This window comes from Oleiphilus sp. HI0123 (genome assembly GCF_001635315.1).
Window position 1 is genome coordinate 1 of the sequence record NZ_LWGE01001216.1, and the last position, 12,767, is coordinate 12,767.

General features: G+C 44.3%; 12 protein-coding genes and 1 pseudogene. 9 read left to right on the top strand and 4 right to left on the bottom strand.

Translation table 11 applies throughout. The features are described 5' to 3' along the window. From A3761_RS13785 to A3761_RS13820, 8 genes are all read left to right on the top strand, one after another. On the top strand, positions 1 to 820 hold an 820-nt coding region (locus tag A3761_RS13785), incomplete at its 5' end, for a phosphoenolpyruvate carboxylase (RefSeq protein WP_156491845.1). Positions 821 to 998: 178 nt separating this feature from the next. Further along, positions 999 to 2,420, top strand: a complete 1,422-nt coding sequence (locus tag A3761_RS13790; RefSeq protein WP_068554957.1) for an aminoacyl-tRNA deacylase and HDOD domain-containing protein — start codon at positions 999 to 1,001, stop codon at positions 2,418 to 2,420. 360 nt (positions 2,421 to 2,780) lie between these two features. Continuing rightward, entirely contained in the window at positions 2,781 to 3,437 is a 657-nt protein-coding gene (adk, locus tag A3761_RS13795) for an adenylate kinase (protein WP_068514917.1), read from the top strand. A 75-nt stretch (positions 3,438 to 3,512) separates the two neighbouring features. After that, positions 3,513 to 4,238 carry a tRNA (adenosine(37)-N6)-threonylcarbamoyltransferase complex dimerization subunit type 1 TsaB gene (gene tsaB / locus A3761_RS13800; RefSeq protein ID WP_068514919.1) on the top strand — a complete coding sequence of 242 codons (726 nt, stop codon included), beginning with the start codon at positions 3,513 to 3,515 and terminating at the stop codon, positions 4,236 to 4,238. Positions 4,239 to 4,277: 39 nt separating this feature from the next. Continuing rightward, positions 4,278 to 5,084 carry an undecaprenyl-diphosphate phosphatase gene (locus A3761_RS13805; RefSeq protein ID WP_068514922.1) on the top strand — a complete coding sequence of 269 codons (807 nt, stop codon included), beginning with the start codon at positions 4,278 to 4,280 and terminating at the stop codon, positions 5,082 to 5,084. A gap of 116 nt (positions 5,085 to 5,200) precedes the next feature. Beyond that, positions 5,201 to 5,521 (top strand): hypothetical protein, encoded by a 321-nt coding sequence (locus tag A3761_RS13810; RefSeq protein WP_068514925.1) that lies wholly within the window; start codon positions 5,201 to 5,203, stop codon positions 5,519 to 5,521. Then, positions 5,522 to 6,367 carry a class I SAM-dependent methyltransferase gene (locus tag A3761_RS13815; protein WP_068514927.1) on the top strand — a complete coding sequence of 282 codons (846 nt, stop codon included), beginning with the start codon at positions 5,522 to 5,524 and terminating at the stop codon, positions 6,365 to 6,367. A gap of 61 nt (positions 6,368 to 6,428) precedes the next feature. Next, positions 6,429 to 7,340, top strand: coding sequence for a lysophospholipid acyltransferase family protein (locus tag A3761_RS13820; RefSeq protein ID WP_082865487.1), 912 nt, complete (start codon positions 6,429 to 6,431; stop codon positions 7,338 to 7,340). A gap of 6 nt (positions 7,341 to 7,346) precedes the next feature. On the opposite strand, the gene A3761_RS13825 is transcribed toward A3761_RS13820, so the two are convergent. Next, complete coding sequence (locus A3761_RS13825; RefSeq protein WP_068554955.1) at positions 7,347 to 8,249, bottom strand: LysR substrate-binding domain-containing protein; 903 nt, start codon at positions 8,247 to 8,249, stop codon at positions 7,347 to 7,349. Positions 8,250 to 8,370: 121 nt separating this feature from the next. Between A3761_RS13825 and A3761_RS13830 the strand changes: the two genes are divergently transcribed. Further along, positions 8,371 to 9,144 (top strand): ferredoxin--NADP reductase, encoded by a 774-nt coding sequence (locus A3761_RS13830; RefSeq protein ID WP_068514934.1) that lies wholly within the window; start codon positions 8,371 to 8,373, stop codon positions 9,142 to 9,144. A 40-nt stretch (positions 9,145 to 9,184) separates the two neighbouring features. Here A3761_RS13830 and A3761_RS13835 read toward each other — a convergent pair whose 3' ends face one another. The 3 genes and pseudogenes from A3761_RS13835 to A3761_RS13845 all read right to left on the bottom strand — a co-directional run. After that, positions 9,185 to 10,714: a SpoVR family protein gene (locus A3761_RS13835; RefSeq protein ID WP_068514938.1), complete on the bottom strand. Its 1,530-nt coding sequence runs from the start codon at positions 10,712 to 10,714 to the stop codon at positions 9,185 to 9,187. Further along, on the bottom strand, positions 10,711 to 11,985 hold the full coding sequence (locus A3761_RS13840; RefSeq protein ID WP_304438939.1) for a YeaH/YhbH family protein: 1,275 nt from the start codon (positions 11,983 to 11,985) through the stop codon (positions 10,711 to 10,713). Before A3761_RS13840 ends, A3761_RS13835 begins: the two co-directional genes overlap by 4 nt. 113 nt (positions 11,986 to 12,098) lie before the next feature. Continuing rightward, positions 12,099 to 12,767: pseudogene (locus A3761_RS13845) on the bottom strand (PrkA family serine protein kinase); the annotation flags it as partial.

Genomic DNA, 12,767 nt, shown 5'->3' on the forward strand with positions numbered 1-12,767 from the left:
AGGCGAAATGATTCGCTTTAAGTTCGGGATTCCAAGTGTTGCCAAACAGAGTTTAAAGCTATATCTGAATGCAGTTGTTGAAGCGAGCTTGTTGCCGCCTCCAAAGCCTAAGCAAGAGTGGCGAGAGCTGATGAATAAGATGACTGGCGTTGCCCTGGCTTCCTATCGCCAGATAGTAAGAGAGCATCCTGAGTTTGTTTCTTATTTCCGCTCGGTGACCCCTGAGCAAGAATTGGGCAAGCTAGCTTTAGGTAGTCGGCCTGCAAGGCGAAAAGCGACCGGTGGTGTTGAAAGTTTAAGGGCAATACCGTGGATTTTTGCCTGGACGCAGATACGGCTTATGCTGCCGGCATGGTTGGGTAGCGATGAGGCCTTGGCGAGCGTTCTAGAGTCTGATAAGGCAGAGACCCTAGATGAAATGTTTATCCAGTGGCCCTTCTTTAATACTCATATTGATATGTTAGAAATGGTTGTTGCCAAAGGTGATCCGCGGATCGCGCGTTACTATGACCAGCTGCTGGTATCTGATGACTTGAAGCCTTTAGGGCGTTCGCTTCGCCATCGCTTTTTGGATGTAGTTAAGCTGGTTAATAAAGTTAAAAAGCAAGGGGCGCTTCAGGAAAATCATCCCCAGCTACAAGGTTCTTTAAATGTTAGGAACCCTTATACTGATCCGTTACATTATTTGCAGGCGGAGCTGTTGAGGCGTGACCGTTTAGCCGAGCGAAGCTCTGAAGGTAAGCAAGAGCGTGATTTAGTTGAAACAGCTTTAAAAGTAACGATGGCCGGTATCGCTGCTGGAATTCGAAATACGGGCTAGTTCAGCTCTTGTGTTTGAATCGACTGCGTAAGCGTTTGCAACGAAGTTCTTAAAAACGTAAGCGTGTGAAGTGGTGTAGAGTTATTTTTGCGGATAGCTCTACACTCGGTAAGTATTCCGTCACGGCGCCACCAAAAGTTCTTGCTCCGTTTATCAATTAATACTTAGGTAAATCATTGTGCCCATAGCTTCCAGACTAAACCAGTTTATCAATCACAAGGGATTGATCTGTCAGCAGATTCATCACGCTCGCAGTTTAAGTTTTGCACAAGCCCTGGAGCAGGCACAGGCGATTCCGGAAATGAGTGCAGTACCTGTTACTTTACTCGATGAGGAAGGCCCGGCGGTTGCGGTGATCCCCTTTGGCACAAAATTGGATATTGAATTAATTAATGACTCATTGGGTAGATCTTTTCAAATTTTAAGTGATGAAAACTCACGAAAGCTATTTAAGGATTGTGAAACCGGGATGTACCCGATTCTCGCAACTGCTTATGGTTTGCCGATTATTCTAGATACGAGTTTACTGGAACTGGAGTTTGTATTCTCTGCTAGTGGTTGCTCAAGCACCTTATTAAAGATTCCCGGTCCGTCTTTTCGTATGGCAATGAATGGCGCGATTAAGGCAAAAGTTTCTATTTGGCTTGCGGGTGAGGAGCCTAAGTCAGGATCGGGGCAGAAGGTTTCAAATTTGCCTCATAATGCGGGCTTGACCCTAGATGGCATTGCGAAGAAGTTAAGTCGTTTATATAAGTTACCACCAATGCCAGAAACTGCTATACGAATCATGCACCTGACCAGCGACCCCGATGCTGATGTATTTCAATTGGCTGAGGTGATAGAGCGAGATCCGAGTCTAGCCTCACAGGTGATGCGTTATGCCCGGTCAGCGTTGTTTTCTTATCGAGGCGAATTAACGTGTGTAAAAGATGCTGTGAATATCGTGCTAGGTTTTGATCGTGTATCTCAGCTATCGATGGGTTTAGCGGCAGGAAAAGCTTTCAATATACCTGCGCCAGGGCCCTTGGGTTTAAAATCATTTTGGCAGCATTCACTTTATAGTGCTGTGTTGGCTCAAGCCTTAGCTTTATTGGCCGATCCTGATATAGAGGTGAACGAGCGCGATGCTTATCTTGCCGGTTTGCTTCACAATTTTGGTATTTTATTAGTTGGTCATCTTTTTCCGCCAGAGTTCCAAATGCTCAATAAGCTTAGAGAGGCTGAGCCGGAGTTGAGCATGGCTGAAATCGAACAGCAGGTCTTTGGAATGGGGGGCGCGCAAGAGTTTATTGCTTTAGGGCATGCCTCTATTGGTGCAGTGTTACTAAAACTATGGGGAATGCCGGAATCAAGTATTACGGTAGCCGGTATGCACCAGAAAAAAGACTATCAAGGTAAGCACCAAAAGTATGTAGAATTAGTGCAGTTGGCTAATGCGCTATTGGCAGCGAAAGGGATTGGTGATGAGCCCGCTTTGCATGATTGTGAGAAATTAATGCAAGGTTTGGGTATACAGGAAGAGCAAGGGATGGCTTTATTGGATTCTTTACTCGAACAGTGCCAAAGCCTGGATGAGATGATTCGTCAGATGGCGGCATAATTATAAGATTAAGTCATTATTATACCTACTAGGTGTTATTCTATAGGGTGTTTTACCCTATCTATTCGGCTCAATTGAGCATATCTAGGTTCAGGCTTCCACTGTGTCCATCAAGTACGTATAATGCGGCGTTTCGAATTACATATGTGTGTCGAGCTTGCAGTCAGTATGAGAGCCTTGTTGAAGGGTTCTGTAGCTCGAAACATAAAAGAATAGATTAGCGACAGCTCGCTATACTTGAGCGAATTACTTAATACCCCTATACATGCTTGAGTTTTTATTGTGTGGCGCTAGTAGGCTGTCGTTAGAAATAGATTCAATTTTTATCATTAGCTTTAGAATATTGGGAGCAATCCGTATATGAAATTAATTTTGTTAGGCGCACCAGGTGCAGGCAAGGGTACACAAGCTCAGTTTATGACTGAGAAATATGGTATTCCGCAAATCTCTACCGGGGATATGTTGCGTGCGGCTGTAAAGGCGGGCTCACCACTAGGTTTGAAGGTTAAAGAAGTCATGGCATCTGGCGGCCTGGTTTCTGATGAAACAATCATTGAATTGATTGAAGAGCGCATTCAACAGGATGACTGTGAGAACGGTTTCTTATTTGATGGTTTTCCTCGTACGATTCCGCAAGCTGAAGCGCTTAAAAAGCAAAAAATCATGATTGATGCGGTTGTTGAAATTGACGTGCCTGACGAAGAAATTGTTAGCCGTCTAAGTGGTCGTCGCGTGCATGAAGCAAGTGGTCGCGTATATCATGTTGATTACAATCCACCGAAGGTAGCGGGTAAAGATGATGAAACTGGCGATGCCTTGGTTCAGCGTGAAGACGATCAGGAAGAAACCGTTCGTAAGCGCTTAGGTGTATATCATTCGCAAACGGCTCCTCTTGTTGAGTATTATTCGTCTTGGGCTGATACCGGCGCAGATGAATCACCAAAATATGTGAAGGTTGATGGTGTTGGTGATATGGCTCAGATCAAACAGCAAATTGTTGATGGTTTAGACGCATAAGATAGACACTTCCTTCATTGTTCACTGAAACGGGCCTCTTTTTTAAGGGGCCTGTTGTTATTTACGACCCTCTTTATGCCAAAAATTCTTGCTTTAGATACTTCTTCTGATAATTGCTCTGCAGCATTGTGGAGTGAGCAAACAATGTATCAGGTGTGCGAAAAAGCCCCTCGAAGTCATACTCAGTTAATTTTACCTATGGTGAAAGACTGTTTGGGCCACGGTAAGTTAAAAGCTAAAAATCTGGATGCGCTTGCTTTTGGTTGTGGGCCAGGTTCGTTCACGGGTATTCGTATCGCGACTGGTATCGCGCAAGGCTTGGCCTACGGAAGTGACTGTCATATCTATGCCATATCTAATATCCAAGCTCTAGCCCTACAAAGCTATTTGAAGTACGGTATTTCTCAAGTGCTTGTAGCAATTGATGCACGTATGGATGAGGTGTATTGGGCTTGCTGCAAAGTGGAGAAACAGAGCAACGGGAACGAGGATCCTTATTATCGGGTGGAGACTTTGGGTATTGAAAATGTGACTAAACCTGAATTAGTGAGCTTGCCTGACGCGATCACGGATGGGCCTATTATTGGTGTCGGTAGTGGCTTTGACTACTCTGAACGTTTCCCTTCGGATGTAAAAGGGCATTTGGATAGTTTTGATGCTGAGATGAGACCAGAGGCTCATGCTATTTGTCAGCTGGCTCGTTATGCGCATTTTAAAGGTGTAGCAGGGCTACTAGAAGACGCGATGCCATCCTATGTCAGAAATACGGTTACATGGAAAAAACTGCCGGGTAGAGCCTAAGTGCTACTCGCTATATGGATTGATAGTTAAGGATTAAAAATGACTTGGTTTGAAGCAGTTATATTGGCACTTGTTCAGGGCTTGACGGAGTTTCTACCCATATCGAGCTCCGCTCACCTGATTTTGCCTTCACAAGTTTTGGGCTGGGAAGATCAAGGCTTGGCTTTTGATGTAGCGGTTCACGTTGGCACCTTGATGGCGATAGTCATTTATTTTCGTAGAGAAGTGATTCAACTGAGTGGCGCATGGTTCAAGAGCGTGTCGTTTAAAGAGCAGTCTAATGATGGTCGCTTGGCCTGGTTGATTATTCTGGCAACGATACCCGCAGGTTTGGCTGGTTTCCTTCTTAATGACTTTATAAGTGAAAACTTGCGTTCCACTGCCGTGATCGCGACGACAACAATAATATTTGGGCTTGCTTTATACGCTTCTGATCACTTTGGTTCTCGTAAGCTTAGCCTTAAAGATATAGACGTTAAAGCGGCCTTAGTCATAGGTTTTAGCCAGGCGTTAGCCTTGATTCCGGGAACATCCCGTTCAGGCATCACTATGACAGCGGCCTTGTTAATTGGTTTCAGTCGTGATGCTGCGGCTAGGTACTCATTTCTGCTTTCTATTCCTCTCATCACGGCAGCAGGCCTGCTTAAAACAAAAGAGTTGCTAGAAACGGGAACGAATGACGACTGGTTCTTGGTGGCGCTTGGGACTGGTGTTGCTTTTGTGAGCGCTTATGCCTGTATTCATTTGTTTTTACAGTTTCTAGAGCGCATAGGTTTTACACCGTTTGTTATTTACCGTTTACTGCTCGGTTTAGTATTACTAGCCTTAATGGCTTTTTCTGGCTAAAATAGAAACAATATACGTCTTATTTTGGATGGGTCGACCTTAATAGCTACTTAGAAGTATTATTATGAGAGGCCCTAAATAAAACTTCAGTATGACTAATTAAACAGGAGGGCAGTATGGAGTTATCAAATTCGTTAATTGCTGCGCCGGTCATACCTGAAGGTTTAAAGAAACCCTCTCAAGAAAGACCTAACCCTCAGGATAATGCTGATAGCCGAAGTAATGAGGCTAGAGTTGATGTCCCTCGCCGAATTGCTGCCCCTGAAGATTTAGAGCGCAAAAGCAATGAATTACAACAGAGTCGCGTTCAACGCCTTGATGCTCTGGACTCTGCTCCTCTTAAAGCGCAGCAAGCGCTTTCTACATATCAGCAAACTGAAGAGGCGGGGCGAGCCTATGAAGAAGGTGAGTTGGTTGGTCTCGACTTATTTGTCTGAATGAATTTATCTGATTTATGTGTTTACGCTTGCAGTGAAGAAGAAAGTACCTTAGCTGCTGCGTTTGCAAGCCGTCACCAACTACCATTCCTGTCAGGGGCTCCTATAGAGCCTAAACGCAATCTTCCCGAGCCTGTTCAGGCTTTTTCTTATATGCTTTACTATTGCGACGGAACAGTCTCGATTCTGCAACTTGGTAAAGGTGCTCCGGGGCCGGTTAGTGCTTCCTTTTTTGGTGGAAAAACAGGGCATAGACTTAAGTTTGGTGGTGGCAGGGGGCAGATGATTGCCAAGGCCGTAGGGCTAAATAAAGGTGTTACGCCTAAGGTACTCGATGCAACAGCAGGGCTGGGTAGAGACGCATTTGTTTTAGCGTCATTGGGCTGTCAGGTGACCATGCTAGAGCGCTCACCACTTATTGCCGAGTTATTGCGCGCTGCTTTGGCAGAGGCGGGTCATGAAACTGCTCAGCGTTTTGAAGAAACGGAAGAGATAAAGTCGATCATTGAACGAATGTCCTTAGTGGAATCTGACGCGACGACTTGGATGAACTCTCAACCAGAGAAGCTTGCTGATGTCATTTACTTGGACCCAATGTATCCGCATCGAGAAAAGTCGTCTTTAGTCAAAAAGGAAATGCGGCTGTTTCAAACGCTTGTAGGAGAAGATCTGGATGATGAGGCTTTATTAGAGGCGGCATTGTCTAAGGCTCGTTATCGAGTGGTGGTAAAGCGGCCGCGCAAGGGCGATGCAATAAAAGGAATTAAGCCGTCCCTTCAGTTAGTGGGTAAGAGTTGTCGTTATGATGTATATACCTTGAAAAGAATTGAGGATTTGGCCGACTAAACCTTATACTTGTCCAAATCTTATTCCTTGTTCTGGCAAAGACAATAATAAAATAAGCGCTATGACTGAGAAAACACGCCCTCTGTGGCATCCAACATTATGGCCATCCTGGTTAATCGTTTTTATTCTATATTGCCTCGCTTGGCTGCCGATGAACAAAAAGCATCAGTATGCAGAAAGCCTTGGGCGTTTCGTTTATCGACGCATGAAAAACCGTGGCAAGGTGACCCGGCAGAATATAGAGCTGTGTTTCCCCGAGCTTAGCAGTGACAAGCAAAATGAGATAATTGAAGGCAGTTTTATTTCTACTGCTGAAGGCTTGATTGAGATGCTGCAACTTTGGTGGCGAGATGTTACTCCGTATCTTGATACGATGACGGTGATTGGTAAAGAGCACCTATTAGACGCGCAGAACCGCGGCACCGGTGTTTTGTTGATAGGAGGCCACTTCGGTGTTATCGATATGACCTTGCCCTTGGTTGGGACTCAGCTTAAGCGACCTGGCTATATGTATCGCCCAAATAACGACCCCGTAATAGACTGGATGATCGAAAGTGGGCGTAACCGTAACTTTGATATTCAAAGCTTCAGTAAGTATCAATTAAAAGAGATGCTCGAGTTTATCAAGGGGGGCGGTGAGGTTTGGTATGCTCCTGATCAGGATTTCGGTAAACGCTGTGACCTATTTGTTCCTTTCTTTGGTGTTAGTACGGGTTGTATCTCTACACCAAGTTGGATTGCGCGTGAAACGGGAGCGACTGTTTTGCATGTCGCACCGTTTAGGCTACCAAATGGTCAATATGAAGTCATTTTCTCACCCGTTTTTGAAGGTTTTGGTGAGGACCCGCAAAAGGATGCGCAGCTGTGGAATCAGGCGCTAGAGGCAGCAATTAAGCGTCATCCTGAACAATATCTATGGCAGCATAAGCGCTTCAAAACCCGTCCTGATGGAGAAGGGCCAGTTTATCAGTAGTTGCCGCTATGAATAGGTATTGTGGAGTTCTGCGTATTCAAAACAAAGCTCTAGCCAATTTCGTATGCCAGGGCTTAGGTATTTGTCCTTATGTGTGATGATATAAAATTTTCGTTTGAAATCTCTCTGTGGTGTTTTTAAGGCAATTAGCGATGAGCGTTTGAAAGCATCGTTTAAGGTAACTTTCGACAAACACCCAATCCCCATACCTGACTCTACTGCCCGTTTGATGGCTTCGGTATGTTGTAGTTCGAGTTCAATATTAAGCTCATGAAGCACTCCCTGCATTGCATTATCGAATGCTTGCCGTGTTCCTGAACCTGCCTCTCTCAGAATCCATTTTGCTTTGCTTAGCTGTTGGTCACTAACGTGTGAAAGCGTACTTAGCTCAGATTTCGGGTCGCAGAAGACCACTAACTCATCATCCATCCAAGGCCTAATGTTTAAGTCGGGATGAGACACCTCGCCTTCGATTAGGCCCACATCGAGCTCAAAGTTTGCGACTTGCTCGGTAATTTTAGTTGTGTTGCCAACGCTTAGTGCTGCTTTAGCGGTCGGGAATTTACCTTTGAACTCTGAAAGAATGTGAATAGCCAGGTAGTTACCGATAGATAACGTGGCGCCAATATTTAGGTCCGCGCTAAGCTGGTTCTGCTGTAAGCTCAGCTCCAGGCTTTTTGCTTGGTCAATCAGTGTTTCTGCCTGCTTTCGAATTAATCTTCCGAAATCATTGAGTTGTAAGCGTTTACCAGCCCGATCAAATAGTTTTATATCAAACTGGCTTTCAAGATTCTTGAGTGACTCACTCGCAGCGGATTGAGACATATTTAGCGCTTCGGCAGCTAAAGTAATATTTTGAAAGTTAGCGGTCGCAATGAATACTTCAATTTGCTTGAGTGAATACTTCAATGATAAAGCCTTAGTTTAATAAATCGGAAAAACCGAATAAATATATATAATAAACCTGTTTTACAGATATGTTAGTTGGGCGTATTGTTTCTGGCAAGTTAAATTCAATTGGAGAAATCGTATGTCTGGCTTTATGAAAGAAACTGTCACGAGTGTGAAGCATTGGAATGAAACATTGTTTAGCTTTACGACCAGTCGTGATCCGTCTTTTCGTTTTAAGAATGGCCACTTTATTATGATGGGGCTTGAACACGAAGGTAAGCCCTTGATGCGTGCCTACAGTATTGCCAGTGCAAATTATGAGGAAGAGCTGGAGTTCTTTAGTATTAAAGTACCTGATGGTCCGTTGACATCTAAGCTTCAGAAAATAGAAGTGGGGGACCAGATACTGTTGAGTAAAAAACCGACTGGCACCTTGATTGTTGATAACTTACTGCCTGGCAGAAACCTATATTTGATTAGTACCGGTACTGGCTTGGCGCCTTTTATGAGTATCATCAAGGATCCGGAAACCTATGAATTATATGATAAAGTAATTCTAACGCACGGTACGAGATTTGTTTCAGAGCTGGCCTATCAAGAGCAAATCAAAAAGGAGCTTCCGGAAAATGAGTTTTTTGGTGAGTTTATCAAAGACAAGCTTATTTATTACCCAACCGTGACACGTGATGAGTTTGAAACTCAAGGTCGAATTACCGATGCGCTGGAGAGTGGCAAGCTTGTTAAAGACTTAGGGCTACCAGAGTTAAACCTTGATGATGATCGTTTTATGATTTGTGGTAGCCCAAGTATGCTTAAAGATACTTGTCGTATACTTGATGATATGGGCTTTGTTGAAGCGCGTCAGGGGAATGCCGGGCATTACGTAATCGAAAGAGCTTTTGTCGAGAGTTAGCCCTAAATAATACTCACTAATTGACTTCGTCTTCAGGCGGCTACGTGATGGGAGGGCAGTGATATTCATCTACTGTCAGCCCTTCTTCAACACTAAATAAATGAACGTCAAACCCCCACAAACGATGTATGTGCTTGAGTACTTCGTCTGTACTTTTACCCAAGGGGACTCGGCTGTTTGGTGTGTGCCTAAGGGTCAGTGATCGATCTCCTCTTAAATCAACATTCCACACCTGAATATCTGGTTCGCGCATACTCAGGTTATATTGCTGAGAGAGCTTTTCTCTAACATATCGATAACCTTGCTCATCATGTATTCCAGTTACTTCATAATGACTCTGCTGGTCATCATCACGAATTGCGAAGAGTTTTAAGTCCCGAATTACCTTAGGTGAAAGGAACTGTAGGATAAAGCTTTCATCTTTAAAGTTTCGCATGGCAAAATCGAGTGTTTCCAGCCAGTCTGTGCCCGCGATATCTGGGAACCATTGTCGATCTTCATCCGTAGGTTGTTGGCAGATACGTTTGATATCCTGAAACATGGCAAAACCAAGCGTATAAGGGTTGATGCCGCTGTACCATTGGCTATCAAAGGGAGGTTGATAGACCACCGCTGTGTGTGATTTTAAGAACTCGATAATAAAGCCTTCATTCACCAAACCTTTGTCATACATCGTATTCATGATGGTGTAGTGCCAAAAGCTTGCCCAACCCTCATTCATTACCTGAGTTTGTCTTTGCGGGTAGAAATACTGGGCAATTTTTCTCACGATACGTAGTACTTCCCGTTGCCATGGGGCAAGCATGGGGGCATTCTTCTCAAAGAAATAAAGCAGATTCTCCTGCGGTTCTTCAGGGTAGCGTTGATCTTTCTCGGCTTCTTCTTTGTCGCCGCTGACAGGAATGGTTCTCCACAGCTCATTAACTTGCTGCTGCAGATGGAACTCGCGCTCTTCTTGTCGTTTCAATTCTTCTTCAGCTGATATAGGAGCAGGGCGCTTATAACGGTCAACACCGTAATTCATTACTGCGTGGCAGGAGTCTAGAAAGGTTTCTACGGTATCGACGCCATAACGGCCTTCACACTTTGCAATATAGTTTTTGGCGAACAGAAGGTAGTCTATTATTGCGCTGGCATCGGTCCAGGTGCGGAACAGGTAGTTGCCTTTGAAAAAAGAGTTATGACCATATGATGCATGCGCGATGACTAAGGCCTGCATCATCAAGGTATTCTCTTCCATCAAGTAAGCGATACATGGGTTAGAGTTAATAACGATCTCATAGGCGAGCCCCATTTGGCCGCGCTTATAACCTTTTTCGTTTTGTAGGAACTGTTTCCCGTAAGACCAGTGATAATAGCCTAGAGGCATACCGACCGAGGAATAGGCATCGAGCATTTGCTCAGAGCTAATCACTTCAATTTGGTTAGGGTAGGTGTCTAGCTTATATTCTTTTGCTATGTCTGAAATGGCATCATCAAAGCGTTCTAGCTGTTCAAATGACCATTCCGAGCCAGTCGCAATATAACTCTTTTTACGCTCTTCATTTTGTTTGTTGTCTTTATCTGTCATGCCGGCTTCCTCTGAAATAATTCGTGGAAGACAGGGTAGATGTCACTCTCGTCTTTAATGTTTTGCATGGCGAAAGAGTCCTCAAACTCCTTAGCCAGTTTTTCATATTCATGCCACAGCATTTGATGATCTAGCTTAGTAATCTCAATGTAAGCAAAATATTGCACGAGAGGTAGAATATCGTCTTTCAAGAGCCTCGAGCACTTGGGTGAGTCATCGCTCCAGTTGTCACCATCGGAGGCTTGTGCGCAGTATATATTCCAGTCTGACGCAGGGTAACGCTTGTGGATGATTTCTCTAGTTAACTCCAATGCGCTAGAAACGATGGTCCCGCCTGTTTCCCGTGAATAGAAGAACTCCTCCTCGTCCACTTCCTTAGCGCTGGTATGGTGGCGAATAAAAACAACCTCAATTTTTTGATAATTTCGTTTTAGAAACATATAGAGCAAAATATAAAAACGTTTGGCGATGTCTTTATGCATGTGAGTCATGGAGCCCGAAACATCCATTAAGCAAAACATAACGGCGCTGGTGCTTGGGACGGGTTGCTTTATATGTTGGTTAAAGCGTAAGTCGAACTCATCAATCCAGGGGATGTTTTTGATTCGTTTTTTAAGCTTTGTGAGTTCTTCTTTTATCTCTTTGATTCGGGCATGTTGAATATCGTCTTCAGGGTCTAGCTTTTTAAGCTGCTCCTCTAATTCTTTTATTTTTTCTCGTGACTTGCCTGTGAGGGCTAGCCTTCTTCCATAGGCCTTTCTGAGAGAACGTACGATATTAATTTTTGAGGGATTGCCGGTATTGGTAAAACCTGCTCTTAGGTATTTATATGAGGTGGTATCCTTCAGCTGTTTTTTGACCAGGTTGGGTAGCTCCAGGTCTTCAAACATAAAGTCGAGAAACTCTTCCTGAGATATCTGAAAGACGAACTCGTCCATGCCTTCACCAGAGTCGCTCGCTTCTCCTTCACCCGCACCGCCTCCGCCGGCTCCACCAGGTGGTCTGGGGAGTTGGTCTCCGGTATTGAATTCTTTATTCCCGGGGTTAACTGCCTCGCGCACGCCACCTTGTCCGGAATTAAAAACCGGCTCGTCGAGGTCTTTGCTCGGGATGCTGATTTTTTCGCCGCGCTCCATATCGGTAATGCTGCGTTTTCCAACTGCATCGGAAACCGCTTTTTTGATATGTTCGCGATAACGGCGAAGAAAGCGCTCACGATTCACTGCGCTTTTATTCTTGCCATTAAGTCGGCGATCAATGATGTGACTGATACCCATAATACATCCTGGTTTCGGCGTGGCTCGGGGTGACCATGGCTATGGTTTAATGGTGCACCTTCTGGCTAAATCTATTGTATGGAAGAAGGGTTTAAACCCTTCTTCTGCTACTGTGATTTACGGACGCGTAAGTACCATTCCGCGAGTAAGCGAACCTGTTTCTTGGTATAACCGCGTTCAACCATACGCTCTACAAATTGCTCGTGTTTGTCTTTATCCTCATTTGAACTTTTTGCATTAAATGAAATGACAGGAAGTAAGTCTTCGGTATTTGAAAACATCTTCTTCTCGATGACAGATCGAAGTTTTTCATAACTCTGCCAGGAGGGGTTCTGCCCATTGTTGTTGGCACGTGCACGCAACATGAAATTAACAATTTCGTTACGGAAGTCTTTAGGGTTGCTGATGCCTGCTGGCTTTTCGATTTTCTCTAACTCTTCGTTGATAGCGGCCCGGTCAAATATCTCACCGGTTTCCGGGTCTCGATATTCCTGGTCCTGTATCCAAAAATCGGCGTAGGTAACATAACGATCAAATATATTCTGGCCATACTCTGAATAGGATTCTAGGTAGGCGGTCTGGATTTCCTTGCCAATAAACTCAACGTAATTGGGAGCAAGAAACTCCTTAATAAAACGCAAATAACTGTCAGCCGCTTCCTGTGGAAATTGCTCCTGTTCAATCTGCTTCTCTAATACATAAAGTAGATGTACAGGGTTTGCCGCAACTTCAGAAGTATCAAAGTTAAATACCTTGGATAGTATCTTGAAGGCAAA

Excerpts from the sequence above, each read along its gene's own strand:
- A3761_RS13805 (WP_068514922.1), top strand. The coding sequence starts at position 4,278 with ATGACTTGGTTTGAAGCAGTTATATTGGCACTTGTTCAGGGCTTGACG.
- A3761_RS13835 (WP_068514938.1), bottom strand. The coding sequence starts at position 10,714 with ATGACAGATAAAGACAACAAACAAAATGAAGAGCGTAAAAAGAGTTAT.
- A3761_RS13810 (WP_068514925.1), top strand. The coding sequence starts at position 5,201 with ATGGAGTTATCAAATTCGTTAATTGCTGCGCCGGTCATACCTGAAGGT.
- A3761_RS13820 (WP_082865487.1), top strand. The coding sequence starts at position 6,429 with ATGACTGAGAAAACACGCCCTCTGTGGCATCCAACATTATGGCCATCC.
- A3761_RS13830 (WP_068514934.1), top strand. The coding sequence starts at position 8,371 with ATGTCTGGCTTTATGAAAGAAACTGTCACGAGTGTGAAGCATTGGAAT.
- A3761_RS13815 (WP_068514927.1), top strand. The coding sequence starts at position 5,522 with ATGAATTTATCTGATTTATGTGTTTACGCTTGCAGTGAAGAAGAAAGT.
- adk (WP_068514917.1), top strand. The coding sequence starts at position 2,781 with ATGAAATTAATTTTGTTAGGCGCACCAGGTGCAGGCAAGGGTACACAA.
- tsaB (WP_068514919.1), top strand. The coding sequence starts at position 3,513 with ATGCCAAAAATTCTTGCTTTAGATACTTCTTCTGATAATTGCTCTGCA.